A 25669-nucleotide genomic window follows, 5' to 3' on the forward strand; every position below is an offset into this window, starting at 1 on the left:
CAACATGTATTGCGTTAGAAAAAGTACTTCAAGAAGTCGGGACTGTTCATATTGTGAATGTGCAAGTTATATCGAGTCTCGTTGAAAGCGAAGGAAGATGAGGAGGATCTGGCAGCATTAGAGCAGCGTGTCGAGGAATTAATCCAACTTGCCCAAGCTGAAATGGAACGTGTAAAAACGTTACAGCCGGGAGAAAATTCCGAATCTTCAGTTCATCAGGAACAATTAATGAATGATGCTATAAATTCGAATGAGTCTTCGGAACAAAATTCCACAGAGCAAAACGAAGATGAGTCTAACGTTAGTGGTGCGAGTTAACATGTTCACCGGGAAGTCTCCCGCGTCTAAGCGAAGATAGGTGGGAGAATTTAAGTCCGGTTTGGAAGGTAGATAGCTTTTGTCGGCAAAACAAAAAAGACAGAGGCTGCCCCGTAATTGTCAGACTTCACATGTATAATTGCTGGTTTGTGGGGTCTGACACTTTACATTAGGGCAGCCTCTGTTTTGTTAGTTAGCGGTAAACGGGAACATCAAAGATTAAAGTGTAATGATCTAATAAGTCATATAACTGGCTAATGTTGCGGACTTGTTTGACCGCCCAGCCGATGTCTGTCGCATATTGATGGGTGCCGGGATTGGCCGGGTTCCATCTCATTTTGTAGAGAGTATCTTGTTTATAGGCAGGGTTATTAATATATTGGCTGGCGATATATTCAGCCCCGCCGATAATCGCTGCTTCAGGAGTAAACCAGCCTTGTTTATAAGCGTATTCTGCGCCGCAAGTAACAGGGCAGTGATCATAAGCAGAGATGCCGTACATATTATACACTTTTTTCGGTTCTACCGGCTTTCCGTCTACTTTGTCCACTAAAACACCGTTCGCTAAAGCGGAGGTTCCATTTCCTGTTTCCAGCAAGGCATGCGAGATTAAATAAATCTCGTTCATGTGATATTTCAGCCCTGCCTCGATAAAGGCCTGTCCTTTCCCAGCGAGAATCCCTTTGTTGGCTAAAATTTTATTATTTAAATCGTTCACTGGAATGCCGGCGCTTTCGGATAAAACGAGAAATTGGAAATATTCTTTGCTGTCGCGGCTGAAACGACTAGGATCGAGGTAAGCTAGTACATCTTCTGATTTAGCGTTTTTCCACGGTCCGAATTTAATTTCATACCAGTCTCCGACTTTAGCCAGAACATCTACCGTTTGGCCTGATTTTAACGTTCCGACAACCCGATAGTTTGTTCCCGCTCCTTCTCTTACATTTAATGTCGCGGCTGTTACTGTTCCTTTTGTCGGGAATGTGTTTGGTTGTGCTATTTGAATATAATCCGCATGTACATACGATTTATCGTTGCGATATTTATCTGTTTGCGGATTTTTTGTCATTTGAATGTTGAGCATTTCTTCTAAAGTTAGGTCATACTTCGTAAATCTAAAAATGGGCCCTATTTGAACATTATTTTTATTTACATATCCAATTCGGCCTGCGATGTCAATTTTTATCCAATTTCCTTCTTCGCTGATCATTGGGTAGCTTTGTTTTTCTTTGATAATAGCAAATTGTACGAGCGTACCGCTTGAATTATCGTAAACCGGAACATCAACAGTTGCCAAAAAGCTCCGGTCGCTCGGTTGATAAAGTCCGTTATTTTCATTTTTTACATTAATGGAAAAAGGTGGTCTTGTTGATTCCTTCCAAACATATCCGACCGTTGTGCCGTATTTTACTTCATGCCAATTTCCTATGTCACGCAATCTTGGGAAGACTTGTCCTTTCTCCAAATAAGCAACTGGCAATAATTTTCCTGAACTATTATCATAGATTGGAACACGATTTTCAATAACCTCAAAATAACGATGTTTATTTGTAAATGGGAGTTTTACGCCGCTTTTATGGACATAACCAGTACGCCCGGATACGTCCACTACATACCAGTTCCCATAATCTTTTACAATCGGATACTTTACACCTTTTTCGATTGCTGCAAATTTCACTAAACTTCCAGAAGAATTGTCATATACAGGTACATTCGCAATGGTTGTAAAAGTTTGCGATGATGGCGAGAGAGAATTTAAGTTTCGAATGCTAGAACCGTTAGAAGGCTCAGTGGATGCTTTCCACACAAATCCATAACCATTGCCATACTTGATTTGATGCCAATTTCCGTAATCTTTTATTCTTGGAAACTCTTGTCCTTTTTCTAATAAGCCGACTTTGACAAGCTTTCCTGTGCTGTTATCATAGACAGCTAATTGCTCAGTTATTACACGAAAGTAGCGGTCACTGCTTTTGAAGTTAATTTGTACCAGACCTTTATATACGTAACCAATTCTTCCGGAAATGGCGATTTTATACCAGTTTCCTGAGCTTTCAATAATAGGATAAGATTGTCCTTTTTGAATGGTAGCGATATGTACTAACGATCCTGTAGAGTTATCATAAACTGGTAAATCAGCAGTAGCTGTAAAGGTTGTATCTTGATTTCGTTGATTGTTTAATTTCATGGCACTGCTTCCATCAGATGGCACAGTGGACCCTTTCCAAACGTAAGCGTATTTATTACCAAACTGAATTTGATGCCAATTCCCATAATCTTTCACTCTTGGAAATTCTTGTTCTTTTTCTAATGAACCGACTTGGACAAGCTTTCCAGTACTATTGTCGTAGATCGCTAATTTGTCTGTTGTCACTTTAAAAAATTTAGTATTTGGAGTAAATGCAGATTGTGTTGTTTCAATAGATGCCGCCGATGCATGGGCTGCTTCCGTTTTCTTCGTTTCTGTCGGTTTTGTTTCTATTTTCGCTTCAGAGGTCGTCGCTATTTCTTCTGTGGACCCGGCTTTACCTGTTTGCTCATTCTCTGTTTGGATATGATTTTCAATGTTTGTCTCGCCCGCTTCATTGTCTCTGCTGACGGTAATGGACGGAGATTTAGCAATATAAGCGAGTTGGTTTCCGATGATAATTTCAAATGAATCTTCTAACTCCCGGAAAATAGGGTATTGACTTCCTTCTGTTAAATAACCAATCGTTTCTTTCGTTTTAGATAGAATGGCTGTTTTTTCTTTTATCTCCACAGATAAAAGTGTTGGAGCATTTGCATCGTATGATTGAAATTCGAATGGTTGAGAAGGAGTAATCGTTTGTATATGATTCGCATATACATAAGCTAATCCTTCTCCCCACTGCAAATAGACGTTTTCTCCTTCAATTTTGACGGCTTTTAATATGGCCCCTTTTACTAACTCGCCAACCGTTTGTTTTGTTTCGCTGTTTTTGACCGGCGTTACGTCTTGGGAAACTTGAAAGTACAGGCTAGCTTCATCTGTATTCCCGCTTGCTTTAACGGCATAAACGGGAGATAAAAGATATGAAGCTAGCAAAACTAGAATAGTAAGAAACGTATAGATTTTTTTTATGTTGGCAAACATCTCCATCTTGGTTACTAAAATCGATAAAGGCCTGCAAAACGTGATGGAATGAGCAAAACTGAGCTCCATCAGGAAAGAAATCTCGTTGTCATTCACCTATTGTGAAAGACAACCAGCGGCTTGTTGTTAGCAGCAGCGCATGAGGTTGTCTCATAAGGTCTGACCTTGCGTTCATTATAAATAGCTCATTTATCCAACATGATGCCCTATATATTGTATTGTAGAGTCTGATCCTTGGCTTTTGAGACAGACTCAACGATTTTAGTAACCAGGTCTACACCTCCTAATCAATGATTGTTTATGACTATACAAATTATATCATTTTTCCCAAAAAGCTGACATAGTTCGATGACACTAAAATGAAGCGGAATGTGCAGGGCGATTTTTCGTTTGTTGTTCACCAATTTCTATTAAGGTATAATAAAGTAACGAGTTGGATGCGAAGGAGAGTTTATGATGAAGAAAGTCAGAAAGGCGATTATTCCTGCCGCTGGTTTAGGAACACGCTTTTTACCAGCCACTAAGGCAATGCCGAAAGAAATGCTGCCGATTGTTGATAAACCGACGATTCAATATATTGTTGAAGAAGCGATTGCTTCTGGAATTGAGGATATTATTATTGTCACCGGAAAAGGAAAAAGAGCAATCGAGGATCATTTTGACAATGCTCCAGAGCTTGAACAAATTTTACTAGAAAAAAAGAAGTATGATTTGCTGGAGGAAGTTCGTCATTCTGCGAATTTGGTTGATATTCATTATATTCGTCAAAAATCTCCAAAAGGGTTGGGGCATGCTGTTTGGTGTGCCCGCAAATTTATTGGTGACGAACCATTTGCTGTATTATTGGGCGACGATATTGTCCAGTCAGAAACGCCTTGTTTAAGTCAGTTGATTGAGCATTTTGAACGCACAAACTGTTCGGTGATCGGTGTTCAACCCGTACCAGATGAGGAAACAAATCGTTACGGTATTATTGAGCCGCTTGAAAAGGTCGGGGAGTTATATCAAGTAAAGCGGTTTGTCGAAAAGCCGGCACTTGGAACAGCTCCATCCAATTTGGCGATTATGGGGCGTTATGTATTTACGCCAGATATTTTTGAGTTTTTGGAAAAGCAGGAAGTAGGGGCTGGTGGTGAAATACAGTTAACGGATGCGATTCAAAAGTTAAATGAAGTCCAGCCTGTTTACGCATATAGTTTTAAAGGAAAACGTTATGACGTTGGTGAAAAACTTGGCTTTGTCAAAACAACGATTGAGTTTGCCCTTCAAAAAGAAGATTTACGTGAGGAATTGGTTGCGTTCTTAAAGGAGCTGTTAAAAAAAGAGAAGATGTTATAAGAAAACACTGAGACTGATCGATAAGTGTCTGACCTCGCGCGCAATCCACCATATATCGTGTTTTTATCCTATAGATGATGGATGCGGGGTTGAAACTTTGCTTTTGGGTCAGCCTCAGTGTCTGTTTTACAGGACAAGAAAAATAGAGCCAATGATAATCAAAACGACGCCGGCAATTTTTTCCTTTTATTTTCTCACCGAGAAGGAAATACGATATCATTAATGTCCAAATATACGTAATGGACGTTAAAGGAAAGACGATTGTATATGGAAGCTGTTTTAATACAAGAATGTTTATAATGGCACGTCCCTTCACAAGCAAAGCGTTAGACCCCACAACACAATTATATAAGGACTATATATTGTGAAATATATGTGAGGTCAACTTTTGGTCAGCCTCTTTTTGTATTTCTTTTTAGTTTTTGAGAAATCCTTTTAGCAATGAGTAAGCCCATTCTGTTTTTGAAAGCTGTTTTATTGTTTCTTTTTGCAGTTTTTCAACCTGCAAAGGGGTAGAGACAAGCATACCTTCTTGCATCGCAGAAGATGGCTGTGCGATAATCCACTCTTCCGGTTTTAATCCCGAAGTAATTTCTTGGTCTGAGCCGTTGCTTATCCCAAGTTTCACTTTTCGTTTTTCGATTTTCCCGTTGTTGACGACATAAACGAACGCTTTCTTTTTCTCTCGTACTACTGCTGTTTTTGGAATGGAAGGAGCATTTTTGCTTTCTTTCAGGATAATAGCGAGATGAACATGGGAGCCGTAAGGCAAACGGTCGGATTTGTCTTTCAGTTCGACGTAAAAAGGATAAAAGCTTTCCTTTTCATGTAAAGTTGGTTGAGTTGACGGAAGCTTTGAAACCGCAGCAATGCTGCCGTCGTATTCATTGTTTCGGTCAATAGAAGGATAGATTTTCACTTTCTGGCCTTCTTTTACTTTTTCAAGATGGAACTCGGATATTTCTCCTTCAACGAAATAAGGTGGAACAAGAATGTCAATAAAAGGGTGATTTCCTTCGAGTTGAACCTCTTCAACAATTCCGGCAACATTGCTTTTTAATACATACTTTTGCTTCTTTTTCTCTAAGTAATCGATTTCCTCTTCTAAATTCTGCATATTCATTTCAACCATTCTTTGTTCCGTCTCTAATTTCCGGATTTCTATTAGCAGATCGGTTTCTTCTTTAGACGAGGATGTTTCTTCGTTTACATTTTGCTTGTACTCTTCTAAATCACGTATCGATTGCTCAATTTCCTGCGATTGAGTTTGCAGTTGGCTCAATTTCTTTTCAAGCTGTCCGATTTGATGATCGATTTCATCATGTTTAAATTGAACGAGCGGTGTCCCCGCTTCAACCGCTTCTCCTCTTTTTACAAGCACTTGCTCAACGGTTTCGCGCTGAGAATCAATAAAAATCTTTTTTTCATCTGAGGCTGTCACTACACCTCTTGTTGATAGGAATAGCTGAAAGTCCTTCTTATCTACTGGCTCAATTGTTTGGCTAATGGCTGTTCTGTTCAAAATTTCTCCATGTTTATATAGGAAGTAAGTGTTCATCCCGGTTAACAGCAGAGAAGCAGAAACGATGCTTGGCAATATCCACTTTTTATGCATGAAGCTCTCCCCTTTTTATATCACTTTGAAGATTTGCTCGATGTCCATTAAGGATAACAGCGAAGAGATGAGATTAAATATTAGATAAATACCGATGACAAGGATGGAAATTTTTCCGAGCGAAAAGGAACTGCAAATTTTTAAAGCAATGATTTGAATAATAACCCCTAAAATCCCAAAAATCGTAATTTCATTCATGAAATGAATAAGCAGGGGCTGATCTGTTATCAGTTGGGCCAGTATGCCAAATCCAAATGGGGAAGAAAAGCTATTGGCACCTGTCATTAAACGAAAGACCATTTCTAATGTCTTTTCCAAGACACCAATAAAGACAACATAAAGTTGAATCGCAGCGATTTTATAAAATTTCATATCTTCTAATACAGTCCAAATCAGCAATGACGAAAGATACATGATAATGATAGGGGAGATGATTCCATTCAGAACAGAGCCAACGCCAAATAAAAGCTTCATCGCCTCTATTGCTTCCATTGACTTTTTTTCTACTAATCTAGTGAACATTTCTGTATCTAAACCGGCATATACGCTCAATCCCGAAAGTAATCCGCTGACAATGGATAAAATCATCAGTCTCCAAAGAAGCCCGTTAACCTTTTCTGCTTGCCGAAGCTGATAAAATTTAAAATTCGGTTGAAAAATGCCCCGCCATAGCTGGATGCGAAAAATCATAATTTTTCCCCCGTTATGAAATATTTGATAACCTTATAACATTTTACCTTAACAATATGAAATCAAACAAATAAATGAATTTCAATTTTATAAACTTCATCCCTATAAAACGGGAAAATATTTAATCATTGGACAATTTGTTAAAACTTACTTGTTTCAACGGAGGCAGAGATTTGTTAGAATAAAAAAACCAACTGAGGTTTTTCCTCAAATATTTGCGAAAACTTTATTAGAGGCTGACCTGAAAGTATCTGGCTTCACATGCGTTTCACAATATACATATTGTGATATAGCTTTGTGGGATCCGATGCTTTCTGTAAGGTCAGCCTCTTCATTTTTTTGACTTAAAAAATTTACAATATACGACACGAACTTTATAATTTTTCCATTTTGTTTCCTAATTTTTGATATAATGACTTATAAAGAAGCATCAAAGGGGCGGCAACGATGAAGAAGCAAAAATTGGTTATTGGCCTGTTCGTCATGATTCTCTCTCTATTTTTTCATCAGCAGAAAGTAAACGGCGAATTTTTGCAAGAATGGATTGTTTATTTTGACAATAAGGAAAACTATATGCAGTTTATCGAAAAATATAAAAATCGCATCGAAGATTATATGGATGAAGAGCTTGTTCTAAAAGCTGCATTCAGCTCTCAGGAGATTGAGCAAGTTCAACATCTGTCGATTGTTTCTAAAGTCGAACCTAATCATAAAAAATCTTTCGCTTCCTATCTTTCTTTCAATGACCCGCTTCTTTTCGAGCAGTGGGGGTTGGAAAAAATTGATGTTTATCAAGCTATGAATCAATTTATATCCAAAAATCTTTTATACGGGAAGAGATTCATCGTGAATCATGCAGCAGTCATGTATGAGGAACAACCGTTGCGTTCCTCAAATTTTCAAGTGTTGTTAGAAGAAACGAAGCTATCGAGAATATCTGTTCAATTGGATCATATTGAAGGCCCGTGGTTATTGGAAGTATTAGATGAATACGGCAATGTAATCGCAATGAATACGGGAGATTTGCCGAAGCTGGACGTCCTCATTTCAAAAGATAAGACTTATAGTCGTTTACAAATTTCGCTCAAAAATACGGAACAATGGGATCAACAGCCAATTGTAGAAAAGGTAATCGGTGTCAATCATGTGTTAGTTGCCGTCATTGATACCGGAGTGTCATTACATAAAGATTTTTGCGGCAATGTATTGCATAGCCTTGGAAAAGATTACATTGATGAACAAGGGATCGCCATTGATGAAAATGGTCACGGCACTCATGTAACGGGAATCATCGCTGCTTGTCCTAATAACGGTGAAGGTGTTGCGGGAACAGCAGGCTTTGCTCCTGTAGATATCTTGCCTTTGAAAGTTCTTGATCAAAGCGGAAATGGAAGTGATTTTGATATTGCACAGGCGGTCAATGACGCGATCGTCGCTCATGTAGATATCATTAACCTAAGCTTGGCGGGACAGGGAGAAACAACAATTTTGTATGAAGCGATTTATGCAGCATTGCGGCAAAACATCATCGTTGTTGCAGCTGCTGGAAATTGGAAAATGTCAACGGCGAATATTTACCCTGCATCCTATCCAGGTGTTATTACGGTTGCAGCTACGAATCAAAGCGATAATATCCTTCCTTATTCAAATTATGGCTGGGAAGTCGATATAAGTGCCCCCGGTTTAAATATTATTAGCACTTACTTGAATGACAGCTATCACTCGCTAAGCGGTACTTCGATGGCTGCTCCTTTTGTTACGAGCGCCGTTGCCTTTTTAAAGGCAGCTCATCCGGATCTGGATCTTATTCAAATTCGCCAACGTCTGTTTCAGTCAGCACTTGATGTTAAGAGTAAAGGCTATGATATATATTCCGGATACGGTATTGTACAAATTTCAAAAGCGGTCAATCGAACTTCCAGCGAGAGTATCGATTGGCTGACAATGAAGGATTTTCAAACGATTAATCTTTCTAACCAACAAATATTAGGTTTATCTAGCGGTTTGATTGGTAAAAACGTATATATTTTTATTGAAGGTCAGCTTGTTTCGAGATTTATAGGTGCGAATAGCTGGCAGTATATTCATTTGCCGGCGATCCAATCGGCACGGAATGAAAAAAATGTAACGGTTATTGCTGCTGAGCAAAATGGCAATGTATTAGCATCGGACGATAGGATCATTATTTTAGGTAATGAAAATCAGATTCAATCATTTGCCGATGTTTCAGAAACATATTGGGCATATAAAGACATCCAAAGGGCGTATAATCAGTATTTGATCAATGGATTCAGCGACGGAACATTCCGTCCGAATGAATATTTGAAACGAAGACATGGTCTAATGATGATTCATCGTTTATTCGCATGGCCGCCCCAGCAGCTGGTGCCGCCGTTTAAGGATACACCGCTTGAATTGTCCGGAGCGTTAGCCATTTATTCGGCTTATGAACAGCAAGTGATCAAAGGGTATGATAATGGGAATTTTTACCCTGAAAAACTTCTTACTCGGGCGCAAATGGCCGTCATATTAGCCAGAGCTTTGAAACTAAGCGAAACATCTTATGATGGAGCACCTTATCCGTTTAAAGACCTTTCTGAGCCGAAGCACTTTGCTTACTATGCCGTTCAGCAGCTGGCCGATAAAGGAATTATTACAAAGCAGGATTATTTTCGTCCAAATGACTTTATTACGCGGGCTCAATTTGCTGCTATGGTAATGAGAACATATGACTATTTGCAAAATAAATAATATCCCGGTTATGTTGAGTGTTATTCAATAATTTGAGACGTATGGGTGATATAGATAAAGAGCAGTTTGTTTTAATATAAAGACGATGAGAGAGTTTGTACAATTCGGTGAATGCGATTGGCTTTTGTTCAAATTATTAAATCTATCCGAAAATGAATGTACCGCAAAATTTTCCTTTTTTTGTCGTATAAAGTTGAACTTAAATAGCTAGTTTCGTAGAATGGAAGAGGAGTCGTGTAGAAAAAAATAGAAAAAATGGGGGAGTTTCGTTTGAAACATCTGAAGGTTACGATTTCGTTTTCTCTGCTGTTGCTGATATTGGTTTTATATATTCATATTCCCATCGTTCGAGCTTCCGAGGTAAGTTCCTCTTCTATTCAAGAAAACATTCAAGTTTCGCCCGGTGTACAATATAAAAATATTCGTCTGGACAATAACAGAACAAAACAGGCGATTAGTGTTTTGGAAATTGATTTACATAACCCATTTACCAAGATTGAACCAGGAATTCCTAAACCGTTAACGAACTTGCTGCCAACGAGTTCTCATGCGAAATTAAACAGCGGTGAAAACCATCATGTGGTCGGAGCGATTAATGGCTCATTCTATCACTTTAGCAGCAAGCTTCCAGCTTATTTGATAGCTGAAAACAATCGGATAGTTAATTTAGGAGTCATTTCGACCGGTTTCGATGAATATATGAGTGTTCCAACAGCGTTTGGGCTGACGAAAGATGGACAGGCTCTTATTGATACGTACCAATATGAAGCTTCTGCTGAAGTCAATGGGAAGACTATTAAAATTTCCTCCATTAATAAAGCACGGCAAGCCAATGAGATTATTTTGTATACTCCAGAGTGGAGCTATGAATCTACAAGGACAAATGGGTATGGTTTAGAAATTGTTGTACAAAATATTGGAAAATCAATTGACCATGACTTGCATTTCGGAGAAGTATTAGTTGGTACAGTTTCCCAAGTCTCTCCGTATGGAAAAGGAAATTCGCTGATTCCGAAAGATGGATATGTCATTTCGATTCAAGGCGGTCATCAAGCGGCGCAATTTGCCGATGTCAAGCCGGGGCAAAACATCAGCCTGAAAGTTGATATAAACGATAAATGGAAACAAGGGAAATTTATGTTAGCGAGCGGGCCAATGCTTGTTAAAAATGGTCAGGTGTATCTAACCATTGATGAAAATAGCTCACGAGCAAAAGAACGTCATCCTAGAACAGCTGTAGCTGTTGATTCTTCGAAAAAAAAGGTGTTTTTTGTCACTGTAGATGGAAGGCAGCCTGGATATAGCGATGGCATGTCATTGAAAGAATTCGCCCAATATTTAGTTTCTCTTGGTGTTGATTCTGCATTAAACCTTGACGGTGGCGGATCGACTACGATGGTTGTCCGGCGTTATGGAAATCTGTATTCAACGGTAGCTAATTCTCCGTCTGAAGGAAAAGAAAGGGCTGTTTCTACTATTCTTCAAGCTGTCAGTACAGCACCATATGGACAGCCAACGTATATGTCTATTAGCAAGAAATATAATGGAGACATTCCTAATGGTTCTTCGGTAGAACTTGAAGCGAAGTATGTGCTCGATCAATACTATAACCCTTTGCCATTTCAGCAAACACAAATCTCTTACACAGTAGAAGGAAATATTGGCAGGATAGAGGGGAATCGTTTTATTGCGACGAAAGTGGGAACAGGCTTTATTGTAGGAAAATACGGCAATGCTTCTGCGAAAATTCCAATTACAGTTGTGGAAAATCGTACATCTCCGCTTTTAATCGACGGATTTCATTCGCTGTCCAACTGGCAGGTGGAAAATGCCCGTTCCGCAGCTTCTATCCGGCTAAGCTCAAAGTCTGAACCTGTCTATGAAGGAAGTACTTCCCTGAAGCTTTCTTATGATTTCACGGTTGGCGAGAAAGGGATAAAAGCTGCCTATATTACAGCCAAACAGCCTATTAAACTTCAAGCATATCCAAAAAGAATTGGAGTTTGGGTTTTTGGAAACGCCAAGAAGAACTGGTTGAGGGGAAAAATCATTGATGCCAAGGGTGATATATATACGATTAACTTTACGGAAGAAGGCGGATTAGATTGGAGCGGGTGGAAATATGTTCGGGCAGATATTCCATCACAAGTGTCTTATCCTGTTTCATTCAAACAGCTGTATATAGCGGAAGCTCACCAAGAACGCCAAGGAAAAGGAGAGCTTTACTTTGATAAGCTCCAAGCAGAATACAGTGACACATATGAAGAACCGCTGTTTAAAGATGTTCCTCACCAATTTTGGGCAAAAACAGAGATTCAATATTTAGTAGAAAACAATATTATTAACGGCTACACGGATGGAACATTTAAACCGAATATGAACTTAAAGCGCGTTCATGCTGCTCTATTGCTGGCACGACAATTAAAATTGCCGACAACGGGAATACCTGATCCGGGTTTTAAAGACATTCCTAAAAATCATCCTTATTACGGTATCATTGCCTCCGTTGCCCATTATGGCATTATCACAGGCAAGCAAAATGGCACGAAATTTGACCCGGATGGTATATTGACAAGAGCACAAATGGCCGTCATTTTACAGAGAGCCTATCGCCTTCAAGGGGAAAATAAGACGGATTTTGTCGATGTTCCAAAGGACTATTGGGCTTATGAAGCTATATCGGCAATCGCGGCAAACAACATTACGACGGGATATCAAGAGGATCATACATTTCGACCAGAACAACCTGTTACTAGAGCACAGTTTAGCGCATTTTTATATCGCATTTTGACAAAGGAAAGGAGAGATGAATAGGTGCGTTTATTGTTATCATTTATTGCCTCCGTGTTTATCTTATTTCCGTTTGCTGCAGCTGTCAGCGCGGAAGAACAGGAAGAACGTGCGACTCATTTTGCTGATCAAGATTTGCTGTTAGAGATTCAAGATTTTAATCAATCTCCTCCTCAAGAAACATCCAATAACAACGGCTTAGTTCATATCGCATCAACGAAATCTATTTTTTCAGATGTTCCGTCCGACCATTGGGCGATTGACGAAATTCATTTTCTGTACAATCGTTCTATTATTACAGGGTATGAAAATGATCAAACATTGCAATTCCTTCCTAACCGTCATGTGACCCGTGCCCAGGCAGCAAAAATGCTTGTTAAAGCACTTGGTTATAGTGAATTGGAAGTATCGAAGCCGACCTTTACAGATGTTGGACATGCTCATTGGGCATTAGGATGGATTGAACGGGCTGTGAAGCTTGGATTGTTTACAGGATATGACGATGGATCATTTCGGCCAAATGAACCATTAAAACGTTCACATATGAGCAAAGTTATCGCTATCGCTTTTCAACTACCACTTGATTCATCAAAAATGAATGTGCAAGTATTTTCCGATGTTAATAAAAAACATTGGGCATATTCGTACATTTTAAAGCTATATTATAACGGCATTTCCAATGGAAACCAGAACCGTTTTATGCCGGAACAATATATATCAAGAGATCAATTTTCTGCTTTTTTGGCACGTGCTTTAAATAAAGATTTCCGTCTGCCTGTTACGGGGAAAGTCATTGCAACAGGAAAAGTGACAGCACAAGCTTTAAATGTCCGCTCAGAGCCGAATGCAAATGCAAAGATTGTTGGCAAATTATCTTTAGGGAATGTAGTAAATGTATACGAAATTAACGGGTATTGGGCAAAAATTACATACGGTAATCAAAGCGGGTATGTGCATAAGTCCTACTTGAAACTGAAAAATGTGGACGGGAATGTATTGAGAAATCGTATTATTGTCGTTGATGCCGGTCATGGTGGAGAAGACCCTGGAGCCATCGGGTCCGGAACAAATGAAAAAACCGTTGTTTTATCTGTCGCACAAAAACTGAAAGAAAAGCTGCAGTCTGCCGGAGCTAACGTCATTATGACAAGAGATGATGATACGTTTAAGTCTCTGGAAGAACGGGTGGAAATCGCTAAAAAACATTATGCGGAGCTGTTTGTGAGCATTCATAATAACTCTGCTGCTTCCAGTAAGGCGTATGGGACAGAAACGTATTATGACACATCAACAAACCCAAACGGATATGAAAGCTATTTATTGGCTAAAGAAATTCAATCACAAATCGTGAAAAATGCCGATATGTATGATCGAGGGGTAAAAGATAACAGATTTTATGTGATTCGCAACAATAATGTTCCAAGCGTTCTTGTAGAGCTCGGATTTATTTCTAACAGCAATGATGCCAAGAAGTTAACTTCAAACCAATACCAAGAAATTTTTGCACAATCCATTTATAATGGTATTGTCCAATACTATAGTAATTAGTAGCTGGGGGACATTAATGCCCCCGCTTTTTTGCTTCATTTCAAATATATCATCGTTTGTCCATTTCAGTGTAAAAAATTGCAGAGATTTTCGGGTTTACATGTAATCGTATAAAACGCTTTTACCATTAAAGGAACAATAGTATAATGTAAAAGTTGAGGAAATCAATATCATTCTACAAAATTTAACAAAAGGTGTTTCTTATATGAAAGTCGGAATCATTGGAAACTATGGTAATAATAATGGAGATGAAGCGATTTTAACCGGTATTTTAAAACAGCTGACGGAGGAATTGACGGTTCATAAAGAAGATATCGTCATTTTTAGCAATCATCCTGAAAATACTTGGCAGAGATACGGTATTAAATCAGTACGGCTGCTGCATAAAAAAGGCAATATCGCATCTTCCATCATAGCGACATTAAGAGCAAGCTATCCGATTATGAAGAATTTAGATTTGCTTATTATCGGCGGAGGGGGCTTGTTGATGGATATGTATAAGCGCGATGCCCCATTATATGCTACTCTTGGTATTTTAGGTCATTATGCGGGATGTAAGGTAGTTGTTTATGGTGTCGGGGCCGGACCGATCAGAACGAAAATAGGCGCTTTTTTTATTAAGCAGCTGTTAAAAAAGGCTGAGCAAATTTCAGTGAGAGATGCTGACTCTAAAGCGCTGCTAACATCGCTTGGTATAAAAAAGAACATTCATATTATTGGCGACCCTGCACTGTTTTTGTCCAGCTCTCATCAAAAAGAACTTTCTTCATCCATTCAAAAAATTGCTGTCACTGCAGTACCATACTATAGCCGCCGGTATTGGCCGACGCCTGATGATATGAAATATTTGGACTATATTTCAGGCATGGCTCGGAATTTGGACCGGCTCATTCAGGAAAAAGGAGCTTCTGTTACGTTTTTTTCGACAAAATATCCGCAAGATGTCGAAGTGACAAAGGACATTGTTTCTTTGATGAAATATAAAGATTACACAAAAATGATAGATAGCAATCTTCATCCCGATGAGATTATCTCGATTTGTGCGTCTCATGATCTTGTCATTGGTACAAGGCTGCATTCTTTAATATTGTCCATTGTTGCGCAAACACCGGTGATCGGAATTGGTTATCATTCAAAAGTACAGCACTTTTTATCAACAATCGGTCAACTGGAGTGCTATATTGAAATGGAAAAGCTTTTAAAAAATACAGATGCCATTCCAGCGGTTGTCCGACAAATGGAAAGCCAGTGGCATCAAGTACAAAATGAGATTCAACAAATTTCATATCAAATGAAGCAAGAAGCTGCAAAAGGGATTGAGTTGCTTAACATGACAGGTGAGGGAAAATGTCAGCTAAAAAAATCTTAGTTTTAAGTAATATGTATCCAACGGAAAAAGCGAAATCTTTTGGGATTTTTGTGAAAAACCAAGTGGATGCTCTTCGTGAGAAAGGCTTGGAAGTAGATGTCATTGCTGTGACGAATCCAAGCATGAAGAAGCAGGATGTTATCGCAAAATATCTTTTTTGGATGTTAAGGGTCATGCTTCATCTCATTTTAAAAGGCAGAAGCTATGACGTTGTACATGTTCATTATGTTTTTCCAACAGGAATGCTCGGGCTTTTATATAAAAAACTTTGGAAAACTCGCCTCATCGTCACAGCCCATGGCGGTGATATCGACAGGATGGCGCAAAAAAGCGGGCGGATCCGCCATTGGACAAAAAGGATATTAGAAGAAGCGGATCATGTGATTGCAGTAGGACAAAAGCTTTATGAAAATATTCATGAGCACTTTAACATTCCAAAAGAGAAAATTTCGATCATTAATATGGGAGTAAACCGGAAAGTTTTTGCGCCCATGGATAAATCCGCAGCGCGAAAAAAATGCGGGATTGATGAACAATCCATTCCTATTTTGTTTGTAGGAAATATGATTAAGCAAAAAGGATTGCTGGAGCTTATTGAAGCGTTCAGCATGTTAAAACGTGAAATTCCAAACGTTTCACTTTATCTTATTGGTGCGAAAAAAGATTTTACATTTTATAATGAACTAGTAGAGTATGTTCATCGCAGAACTCTTCAAGATGTTTTTATTTATGATGCGATGCCTCAATCAGAGATTGCCGTTTGGATGTCTGCTGCTGAAGTTTTCGTTCTGCCGTCTCATCTCGAGGGGTTTGGGCTCGTTGCTTTAGAAGCGATGTCTTGCCATACCCCTGTTGTTGGCAGCGATGTCGGCGGTTTGTCTTATTTGCTGGCCGATGGCGCGGGTGTGCTTGTTGAACCGCATAATCCTCAATCGTTGTATGAAGGAATAAAAAAAGTTATAACCGATTCAAATATTGGGAAACAATTAATACAAAAAGGTGAGATTCGAGCGCAGGAAAATGATCAACAATACTTAATAGAAAAAGTGATACAAGTTTATTCACCTCCGGAGGGTATGAGTAATGCTTAAAAGAAAGAAAGACAAGAAAAAAGTGCTTTTTATTTCCTCTCTTGGAGGGCATTTAACTCAGTTATTACAGCTAAAGCCGCTTTTTTCAGAATATGATTACCATATTGTTACAGAAAAATCGGTCATTACGGAAGAATTAAGCAAGCAGTACAATATGTCTTTTCTAATGTATGGTGCCAGAAATTATCCATTTCGCTACATTTTTAAATTTTCATACAATGTTGTTAAATCCTTTTATTATTTTCTAAGAGAAAAACCTGATGTCGTAGTGACAACAGGTGCACATACCGCTGTACCAATGTGTTATATTGCGAAATTATTCGGCAAAAAAGTGATTTTTATTGAGAGTTTTGCGAAAACAACAACCCCTACTATTTCCGGAAGATTGGTTTATCCAATTGCGGACTTATTCATTGTTCAATGGGAATCAATGAAAAAACACTACCCAAAAGCTGTTTACGGAGGTTCGATCTATTGATTTTTGTTGTGTTAGGAACCCATGAATTACCTTTTACAAGATTGCTGCGTGAAGTGGAAAAACAAATATTAAATGGAAATATTCAAGATGAAGTGATTGTCCAATTAGGGCATACTCCTTATAAATCCCCGTATATGAAGACGATTAAATTTACAAGTTATGAAAACATGGAACGATTGTACCGTGACGCCGATCTGATTATCACGCACGGAGGAACAGGCTCCATTACAACGGGAGTGAAAATGGGAAAAAAAATGATTGCTGCACCTCGCCTTATTAAATATGGTGAGCATAACGATGACCATCAGTTGGAAATTGTTCATCAATTTGAAAAAACAGGACATATTTTAGCGTGGTATGACGGGGATGATTTAGGAGAAATATTAAAGCTGGCGAAAGATTTTAAGCCGGTACCGTTTGTAAGCGGAAAACAAGAAATCATTTCAATTATCCGCAACTTTATCAATGAACACGTTTAAAATAACAAATAGCGGGTGAGGTTGTGAGCAAAAAGAGGATTGTTCAAATTATCAGTGTTGTAGCCATTATTAATATTCTGTCCCGGCTATTAGGCTTTTTCCGCGAAGTTGTCATCGGCTATCATTTTGGAACTTCTTCATTGGCCGACAGTGTGATTTTAGCTTACACGATTCCAAACTTTTTGTACTTAGTGTTGGGCGGGGCTGTGACAACAGCTTATATCAGTATATATAACAAGATTGCCAATGATTTTTCAAAACGGCAATTTCAACAGCTCATCTTTACATATCTGTTGATTGTGACTAGTTTGCTGACTGTTTCTTTTATGATGTTTTCTGAACAAGCAGTCAGCTTCTTTTTTAATACGCTAAGTTCTTCGGAATTGAAAACGACTTCTGAATTATTTTTTATCATGGCTGTTTCGATTATTCCACTTATTTTTTCCATGTGGTTTTCCGGCATTTTAAATGTACAGAATAAATTTTACGGCCCATCGCTGGCTATACTGGCCAATAATGCAGGTTTTATTTTAATCGCTGTTATTTTGTATCCTTTGTTAGGGGTTTATGCCTATGGCTGGGGGGCGGTTATCGGCGCGGCTATCATGTTATTGATTTTAATCGCATATTTGAAAAAGGGAGAAGCTGTTGACTTTCAGCTCCGCTTGATGATGTCTGAGAAAGAATATATCATTCGAATGTTAAAAGTGACGTTTCCTATACTATTAGGCGGTGCAACATTGCAATTTTATTTTCTCATTCACCGCGTTTTTGCATCTGAATTAGAAGATGGTTATGTCGCAGCGTTAAATTACGCTTCCAAACTGGTGCAATTGCCGCAAACCGTCTTAATGACGGCTGTAACAACGGTTATTTATCCGTTATTGGCCAAAAAAGCTGCAGAACAGGATTACAAAGAAATTTCGCGAATATTTTATAAAGGGTTGCAGTCTTTAATGATTCTCATTATCCCAATTTCTATTTTTGTATATTTTTATGCCGATGGAATCGTAAAGATTATTTTTGAATATGGGGCTTTTACAGCACAATCAACAGAAATGACGGCTAATATGCTTAAAATATTGGTGATTGGTATGTTTGCCCATGCAGCTAATTTGTTTGTAAGTCGTTTTTTTTATGCGATGGAAAAATCAGCAATGCCTGTTATTACAGGATTTTTAGCTGTCTTTGTTGTGAATGTGCTTATTATCATGTTGTTCATTAAAGAGTATGGAGCTGCTGCTATTGCTTGGGCGACAACGATAAGCTCTTTGTTTCAATTTTTTGTATTGCTCATTGCAGGAAAATTTCAGCTTCGTTTAGAAGCGGTAAATAATAAGATCACATTTAAGCTTCTTAGTTATATTCTGCTTTTAATTCCTATTGCATATATTTTGCGCTTAACTGTTTATTTTAATTATGATGTTGTTCATGTCATGATTAGCTTTGTTTTATTCTTTGCTGCTGCCCTATTTCTTTTAAAAGTATTTGGTTTGCTCGATAAAAGTGTGTTGACAAAAAAATCTCATTCGTAAAAGTACATAGAAGGACAAGATCGTTCGAATGTTTATAATAGCGATATAATGGCAGATTAAAAGTTTTGAAAAAATGAAGTTTTGTAAAACTTTCTCTATTTATGTCATGTGCCTAATGTGTTATAATCCTCATTGTGAGGCTTGGCAGTGCTGCTTAAAAATGGGAATAGATTTTTCAAAGATTTGGAAGTAGTATAGGAGATTTGAATACCGCCAAAATGGTTATCCTAGAACTTAAGGGAGGGTTCCCATGCTATATGTAACTTTATTGCTTTGCTTTGTACTATCGGTAATATTTACCCCGTTTGTAAAAAAATTGGCGTTTGCTATCGGAGCGACAGATCGGCCAAACCAACGGAAAGTACATCAAAAAATTATGCCGCGTTTAGGCGGCTTAGCGATATATTTAAGCTTCATCATTGGCTATTTCGTACTTCGGCCTGAAAATGAGAACTCTTTCTTTATTTTGCTCGGAAGCCTTATTATTATTGCTGTCGGTGTATTAGATGATGTGTATGAGCTGCCGGCAAAAGTAAAATTTTTAGGACAATTGGCTGCCGCTTTTATTGTGGTCGTTTTGGCCGGCGTTCAAGTAACATTCATTAATTTGCCTTTTGGAGGCCAATTGGAGTTTGGCTTTTTAAGCATCCCGATCTCCATTCTCTGGATTGTCGGAATTACGAATGCGATTAATTTAATCGATGGTTTAGACGGATTGGCAGCAGGAGTTTCTTCTATTGCGTTAATAACCATTTCTGGAATGGCATTGAGTAAAGGAGACATGTTTGTCGCCTCTTTAGGGCTTATTATTTTAGGCAGTACGTTAGGGTTTTTAATATATAATTTCCATCCGGCGAAAATTTTTATGGGCGATACAGGAGCGCTGTTTTTAGGCTACATGATTTCTGTGCTGTCTCTGTTAGGATTTAAAAATGTTACGTTCATCTCTTTTATTGTACCGGTGCTTATTTTAGGTGTACCGATTTCCGACACGTTCTTTGCCATTATTCGCCGCATTGCGAAAAAACAACCTTTATCGGCGCCGGATAAATCACATTTACACCATTGCTTATTACGATTAGGATACAGTCACCGGCAAACGGTGCTTATTATATACGGAATGAGTGCTGCATTTGGATTGATAGCCGTTATTTTATCACAAGCAGCAATGTGGGTATCGATGATTATTCTAGTCGTTGTGCTCCTTATTCTTGAGCTGATTGCTGAAAAAATTGGACTTGTTGATGCGAATTACCGTCCTATTTTAAAATTTTTCCGTGTCATTCGTTATGCAAACGGAAAACATAATTAATTTTATAAATCCGTTCGAAACAAAAACAGGCTGACTATTGGTCAGCCTGTTTTTGTTGACTATTCTCATCCTCTTTTGCCTGTTGCGTATAAGAATGATCGTTGCTTGTGTATGCTGTTCCGGCAAGATGGTGTTTAAATGCTTGTTTAATCTCTTCTAATGATTGTTCATCAAGGCGGTAAACATATGCATTTCCTACATAGTCGTCGGTACCTTTTAATGTGTAGGATTCAATGTTTAAATTTGCTCCTGCTGTGGCATAACTAACAAGGGACATCATTTCATCAAACGTTAAATTTGTTTTCATGTTTTTGCCGACTGCCTCGATAACATCGTCATACTTTGTGACTGCTCCCATGGTAGCAGCTTTTTTCACAATTGCTTTAATAATTTCCTGCTGCCGTTTTCCGCGTTCAATATCATTGTCTTTTTTACGGGTTCTGGCAAGTGCTAAAGCTTCCTCACCATTTAATGTTTGCAAGCCTTTTTTCAGAACAATGGCATTGTGATGATCCTCTGAATCCTTTTCAGTGATGTCATACGGCACGTTTACTTCAATGCCGCCTAAGGCGTCAACAACATCTATAAAAGCGTAAAAATTCATTTTCACATAGTAGTCGATTTTAATATCGAACAGTTCTTCAACCGTTTCGACTGTGCCTTTTACACCGTCATATACATGAGCGTGATTAATTTTATCATAACTGTCCTCAGAAGGAATATATACATAAGAGTCACGCGGGATACTGACCATTTTGACTGAATCATTTTTCGGATTGAACGTCGCTAAAATAAGCGCATCTGTCCGGGTCGCTTCATGAAATTTCCTTGACCGGCTGTCATCCACACCGATAAACAAAATCGAGAAGCTTTCTTGTTTTAAGTCCCGCTTTTTGGCATCAGGACGGAATGCCTCATAAGATTTGTTTACCACGCTTTCCGCTTTATGCAATAGGTAGTAAGCGTATGATGATCCTGCAAGAATAAAGAATAAAAATGTGAAAAACATCCACTTTACAATTCTTCTTCTTTTTCTTTTCTTTTTTTGTGTTTTACGATCACGCCGATTGATAGACATACTTTTTTTCTCCTTTAAATTAAACTGGTTTCTGTTATCTTTCGTTAATTTCTTTTTCTAAATACATGGCCTCTCCCTCATAAATACCCGCTTTTCCGTTTGTCAATTCTGTCATCCATTCCACAAATGCTTGTTTCTGTCCTTCTTCGACAAAAACTTCAATTTCAACGTTTTCAAGGTAATGAATGTCTTTAATCTCATATATGGATGAACGCAACTCGTTTTCCACTTTGCCGAGCCATGTGTAATCCATTTTTGTATGCATCACTCGCATTAAGCGGCGTTCAACAATGCCTGCCGCCTTTAATCCTTCAGAGACGGATTTGCTGTAAGCGCGCACGAGTCCACCGGCACCGAGCTTAATTCCACCGAAATAGCGGGTAACGACAACGACCGTGTCTTTTAAGCCTTTCTTTTTTAGAACTTCGAGCATCGGCACGCCCGCTGTACCGCTCGGTTCGCCATCATCGTTCGCTTTTTGAATTTGATCGTGTTCGCCGATTAAATAAGCCGAACAATTGTGTGTGGCGTCCCAATGCTTCTTTTTAATTTCTTGAATAAACTGGACAGCTTCTTCCTCTGTTGTTGCTCGTTGCACATAGCAAATAAATCGCGATTTTTCAATGACAATTTCATTTTCTCCATAGCCTTTGACGGTATAATATTTTTCCAACAAAGCAAATACACCTCGTTATCATGACTTAAAATGGATTGCGGCAAATGAGGAGAGAAGCGCTTTTTGAAACATAGTTGTTATGAAATTATTACTATTAAGTAATAAAAACATGTTATAATAAGCTTGTCTTATCGTTGTTGAACTTTTTGCGAATATAACCGCTTTTTCTATTATAAATCGACATTTTTCTTCCTTCAAATAAAATTTTTTGGAGAAATTAGCAGAAGAAATGTCTGAAAAATCCGCCTGCTTGTACTATCGGTCATTTCATTAAACAGCGTTGCTTTGAACCGATTTTTCTATAAATCTAGCAAACTCTTAATTATTTTCCACCACCATGTATAATAAAATGTTACTTACATCGAGGCGAGGATGGAGATGTCTTCTAATAAACAATTTGACGCGAAACAATTAGATAAAATTATCGAAAAAGTGATTGACACGGTTCACAATAGTAAAGACGAAATTTTTCAGATTGGCGAGCAGTCGCGCCAAGAGCATGAAAGGCTGCTTGATGAGTTAGAACAGACAAAGGCACTTGTAAATAAGATTATTGATGAAGGGGACAAATTGGAAGTGCAGACCCGTTTGGCGCGGCAGCGGCTTTCTGAGGTGAATCGCGATTTTACGCGTTATACGGAAGTAGAGATTCGTGATGCTTATGAAAAAGCGCATGACTTACATATGAAATTAACGATGATTCGTGAACAAGAGCGGCAGCTGCGCATGCGCCGCGATGAGCTCGAGCGACGTTTAGTTCGCTTAAAGGAAACGATTGAGCGGGCGGAACATTTAATCAGTCAAATTACGGTTGTGTTGAACTATTTAAACAGCGATTTCCGGCAAATTGGTGAATTTATCGAAGGGGCAAGACAAAAGCAGGAGTTTGGCTTAAAGATCATCGAGGCGCAAGAGGAAGAACGAAAAAGGCTGTCGCGGGAAATTCATGACGGTCCCGCACAAATGCTTGCTCACGTCATGATGCGTTCCGACTTATTGGAACGAATTTGCCGGGAGCGCGGGCCGGATGAAACGATTCAAGAGCTGCGCGATTTCAAAAAAATGGTTCGTTCGGCACTATACGAAGTGCGTCGAATTATTTATGATTTAAGACCAATGGCACTTGATGATTTAGGATTAATTCCTACGCTAAGAAAATACTTACAAACTGTCGAAGAATATAATAAAGTAACAAAAATTTCCTTCGTTCATTTCGGCCAAGAAAAACGGCTGCCGCCCCGCTTTGAAGTAGCGATTTTTCGCTTGGTTCAAGAATCTGTGCAAAATGCGTTAAAACATGCGGAACCAACAGAAATCCAGGTTAAAATCGAAATGACCAATAACTACATATTTATTATTATTAAAGATAATGGAAAAGGATTTGATACAAGCGTAAAGAAGGAAAATACGTTTGGATTGATTGGCATGAAAGAGCGTGTTGATTTATTGGAAGGAAAATTGGAGATTCGCTCAAAAATTGGTTCAGGCACGGTTGTGGCGATTCAAATTCCATTAGGCCTTTAACAACAATCGATTAGGAAAGCCAATACAACTTAGGACGGAAGCAACGAAAGGGAGGAACGTGAGATGAAAACGCGCATCGTCATTATTGATGATCATCAACTATTTCGTGAAGGTGTCAAACGAATTTTAGATTTTGAGGAAGACTTTGAAGTAGTAGCTGAAGGAGCAGATGGAAGCGAAGCATTAAACATTGTTGAACAGTATAAGCCAGATGTCGTCATCATGGATATTAATATGCCAAATATCAATGGAATTGAGGCGACGCGCCAGTTAGTAAAGACATATCCCAATACGAAAGTGCTTATTTTATCCATTCACGATGATGAAAACTATGTGACGCATGCTTTGCAAACAGGGGCGATGGGTTATTTATTAAAAGAAATGGATGCGGATGCATTAATTGAAGCGGTGAAAGTTGTTGCCGAAGGCGGTTCTTATCTGCATCCGAAAGTTACACACAATCTTGTCAAAGAATATCGCCGTTTGGCGACAGAAGATCAAAATGGAGCTGCTAAAGGCCAACAAAAACAAGAAGTTCGTCTGCCGCTTCATTTACTGACACGCCGCGAATGTGAAGTACTGCAGCTTCTCGCTGACGGGAAAAGCAACCGCAGCATCGGTGAAGCTTTGTTTATCAGTGAAAAAACGGTGAAAAACCATGTCAGCAATATTTTGCAAAAAATGAATGTCAACGATCGGACGCAAGCGGTTGTCATGGCGATTAAAAACGGATGGGTGGAAGTTCGTTAAGAAGCGGAATGCAAGAAGCTGTTATGCCCTGCTTACGGCAGCGGACAAAGGGGCTGACCCATAAGCATCTGACCTCACGCGCAATTCATATATATAATAATTGTGATGCGGGGTCGGACAGTTGCTTTGGGGTCAGCCTTTTTGTAATGCAAACTTGCCCGTTTTCATATACAATAAACCATATAGACTAAAAATAGAGGAAGGTATTTTATGATGAAAACCGCAATTTTAACCGATAGTACGGCCTATATTCCGCAAGACATTCGTGAAAAATTGCATATATATATGATTCCTCTTAGCGTTGTGTTCGGCAATGAAACATACCGGGAAGAAGTAGACATTTATGCCGATGAATTTTACGAGCAAGTGAAGCAGCATGATAAACTGCCGACGACTTCCCAGCCTCCGCTTGGGTTATTTGTAGAAACGTTTGAAAAATTAGCTAAAGACTACGATGCGGTCATCAGCATTCATCTTTCAAGCGGAATCAGCGGCACATATCAAGGGGCCGTTACGACTGCCAATATGGTGGAAGGAATAAAAGTGTATCCGTATGATTCCGAGATTAGTTGCATGATGCAAGGTTTTTATGCTATTGAAGCAGCCAATATGGCGCTTGAAGGAAAAAGCCCTGAGGAAATTATCGCCCGCCTGGATGAAATGAAAAAGACCGTTCGCGCTTACTTCATGGTCGATGACTTATCACATTTGCAGCGGGGAGGCCGACTCAGCGGTGCCCAAGCGTTCATCGGAAGTTTGCTGCAAGTGAAGCCGATTCTTCATTTCGTTGATAAAGTCATTGTACCGTTTGAGAAAATTCGCACGCGCAAAAAAGCGATCAAGCGCATCGAGGAGCTATTTGCTGAAGATGCACGCACCGGTGTCCCGATGAAAGCGGTCATTATTCATGCGAATCGCCCTGAAGAAGCCGAAGCTTGGAAAAATGAGCTTTCGCAAGCTTATCCGCATGTAGAGTTTATGATTAGCTATTTCGGCCCGGTCATTGGCACTCACTTAGGTGAAGGCTCGCTTGGACTTGGCTGGTATAAACTATAAGATTATTTGAAGCAAAGTGTCAGATCCTACAGCGCAATATGGTGAAATGAACATGAAGCCGGACACCTTCATTCATTATAAAACGCAGGAGGCTGACTCAAAAGCCAAGGGTCAGACCCCACAACACAATATATAGGACATAACATTGGATAAATG

Annotated in this window: 19 protein-coding genes; 14 read left to right on the top strand and 5 right to left on the bottom strand. The window is 38.9% G+C overall.

Annotated features, from left to right (window positions below):
- The first annotated feature begins 57 nt into the window (after window positions 1-57).
- Window positions 58-318, top strand: coding sequence for a hypothetical protein (locus tag B0I26_RS08080; protein ID WP_146612802.1), 261 nt, complete (start codon window positions 58-60; stop codon window positions 316-318).
- A gap of 193 nt (window positions 319-511) precedes the next feature.
- On the opposite strand, the gene B0I26_RS08085 is transcribed toward B0I26_RS08080, so the two are convergent.
- Window positions 512-3439: an SH3 domain-containing protein gene (locus B0I26_RS08085; RefSeq protein ID WP_111645036.1), complete on the bottom strand. Its 2928-nt coding sequence runs from the start codon at window positions 3437-3439 to the stop codon at window positions 512-514.
- A gap of 450 nt (window positions 3440-3889) precedes the next feature.
- Between B0I26_RS08085 and galU the strand changes: the two genes are divergently transcribed.
- Window positions 3890-4771, top strand: coding sequence for a UTP--glucose-1-phosphate uridylyltransferase GalU (gene galU / locus B0I26_RS08090; RefSeq protein ID WP_111644943.1), 882 nt, complete (start codon window positions 3890-3892; stop codon window positions 4769-4771).
- A 415-nt stretch (window positions 4772-5186) separates the two neighbouring features.
- On the opposite strand, the gene B0I26_RS08100 is transcribed toward galU, so the two are convergent.
- Together B0I26_RS08100 and B0I26_RS08105 are read right to left on the bottom strand one after the other, a co-directional pair.
- Complete coding sequence (locus B0I26_RS08100; RefSeq protein WP_111644944.1) at window positions 5187-6386, bottom strand: efflux RND transporter periplasmic adaptor subunit; 1200 nt, start codon at window positions 6384-6386, stop codon at window positions 5187-5189.
- A gap of 15 nt (window positions 6387-6401) precedes the next feature.
- Window positions 6402-7076 (bottom strand): hypothetical protein, encoded by a 675-nt coding sequence (locus B0I26_RS08105; RefSeq protein ID WP_111644945.1) that lies wholly within the window; start codon window positions 7074-7076, stop codon window positions 6402-6404.
- A gap of 447 nt (window positions 7077-7523) precedes the next feature.
- On the opposite strand from B0I26_RS08105, the gene B0I26_RS08110 reads away from it, so the two are divergent.
- The 9 genes from B0I26_RS08110 to B0I26_RS08150 all read left to right on the top strand — a co-directional run bounded on the left by B0I26_RS08110 (window position 7524) and on the right by B0I26_RS08150 (window position 20429).
- Window positions 7524-9827 carry a S8 family peptidase gene (locus B0I26_RS08110; protein WP_111644946.1) on the top strand — a complete coding sequence of 768 codons (2304 nt, stop codon included), beginning with the start codon at window positions 7524-7526 and terminating at the stop codon, window positions 9825-9827.
- 270 nt (window positions 9828-10097) lie between these two features.
- Window positions 10098-12641, top strand: a complete 2544-nt coding sequence (locus B0I26_RS08115) for a phosphodiester glycosidase family protein (protein ID WP_181502797.1) — start codon at window positions 10098-10100, stop codon at window positions 12639-12641.
- On the top strand, window positions 12642-14165 hold the full coding sequence (locus tag B0I26_RS08120; RefSeq protein WP_245934734.1) for an N-acetylmuramoyl-L-alanine amidase: 1524 nt from the start codon (window positions 12642-12644) through the stop codon (window positions 14163-14165). It begins immediately after the preceding gene.
- A 205-nt stretch (window positions 14166-14370) separates the two neighbouring features.
- Window positions 14371-15534 (top strand): polysaccharide pyruvyl transferase family protein, encoded by a 1164-nt coding sequence (locus tag B0I26_RS08125; protein ID WP_111644948.1) that lies wholly within the window; start codon window positions 14371-14373, stop codon window positions 15532-15534.
- On the top strand, window positions 15513-16625 hold the full coding sequence (locus tag B0I26_RS08130) for a glycosyltransferase (protein WP_245934735.1): 1113 nt from the start codon (window positions 15513-15515) through the stop codon (window positions 16623-16625). Before B0I26_RS08125 ends, B0I26_RS08130 begins: the two co-directional genes overlap by 22 nt.
- Window positions 16618-17103, top strand: a complete 486-nt coding sequence (pssD, locus tag B0I26_RS08135; protein WP_111644949.1) for a PssD/Cps14F family polysaccharide biosynthesis glycosyltransferase — start codon at window positions 16618-16620, stop codon at window positions 17101-17103. The genes B0I26_RS08130 and pssD overlap by 8 nt, the downstream gene beginning before the upstream one ends.
- Window positions 17100-17582 carry a PssE/Cps14G family polysaccharide biosynthesis glycosyltransferase gene (pssE, locus tag B0I26_RS08140; RefSeq protein ID WP_111644950.1) on the top strand — a complete coding sequence of 161 codons (483 nt, stop codon included), beginning with the start codon at window positions 17100-17102 and terminating at the stop codon, window positions 17580-17582. The genes pssD and pssE overlap by 4 nt, the downstream gene beginning before the upstream one ends.
- 23 nt (window positions 17583-17605) lie before the next feature.
- Complete coding sequence (gene murJ, locus B0I26_RS08145) at window positions 17606-19117, top strand: murein biosynthesis integral membrane protein MurJ (RefSeq protein ID WP_111644951.1); 1512 nt, start codon at window positions 17606-17608, stop codon at window positions 19115-19117.
- Between the two features lie 250 nt (window positions 19118-19367).
- Entirely contained in the window at window positions 19368-20429 is a 1062-nt protein-coding gene (locus B0I26_RS08150; protein ID WP_111644952.1) for a glycosyltransferase family 4 protein, read from the top strand.
- Window positions 20430-20463: 34 nt separating this feature from the next.
- Here B0I26_RS08150 and B0I26_RS08155 read toward each other — a convergent pair whose 3' ends face one another.
- Window positions 20464-21507: an LCP family protein gene (locus B0I26_RS08155; RefSeq protein ID WP_111644953.1), complete on the bottom strand. Its 1044-nt coding sequence runs from the start codon at window positions 21505-21507 to the stop codon at window positions 20464-20466.
- Window positions 21508-21541: 34 nt separating this feature from the next.
- Window positions 21542-22183: a YigZ family protein gene (locus tag B0I26_RS08160; RefSeq protein WP_111644954.1), complete on the bottom strand. Its 642-nt coding sequence runs from the start codon at window positions 22181-22183 to the stop codon at window positions 21542-21544.
- Window positions 22184-22561: 378 nt separating this feature from the next.
- On the opposite strand from B0I26_RS08160, the gene B0I26_RS08165 reads away from it, so the two are divergent.
- The 3 genes from B0I26_RS08165 (at window position 22562) to B0I26_RS08175 (ending at window position 25513) form a co-directional block, all read left to right on the top strand.
- Window positions 22562-23707 carry a sensor histidine kinase gene (locus B0I26_RS08165; RefSeq protein WP_111644955.1) on the top strand — a complete coding sequence of 382 codons (1146 nt, stop codon included), beginning with the start codon at window positions 22562-22564 and terminating at the stop codon, window positions 23705-23707.
- A 63-nt stretch (window positions 23708-23770) separates the two neighbouring features.
- Window positions 23771-24457 carry a response regulator transcription factor gene (locus B0I26_RS08170; protein ID WP_111644956.1) on the top strand — a complete coding sequence of 229 codons (687 nt, stop codon included), beginning with the start codon at window positions 23771-23773 and terminating at the stop codon, window positions 24455-24457.
- 213 nt (window positions 24458-24670) lie between these two features.
- The gene (locus tag B0I26_RS08175; RefSeq protein WP_111645039.1) at window positions 24671-25513 is read left to right on the top strand and encodes a DegV family protein; all 843 of its coding nucleotides are present in this window, start codon (window positions 24671-24673) and stop codon (window positions 25511-25513) included.
- The last annotated feature ends 156 nt before the right edge of the window (window positions 25514-25669 follow it).

It is taken from the genome of Paranoxybacillus vitaminiphilus, from assembly GCF_003259935.1.
Lineage (GTDB): Bacteria > Bacillota > Bacilli > Bacillales > Anoxybacillaceae > Paranoxybacillus > Paranoxybacillus vitaminiphilus.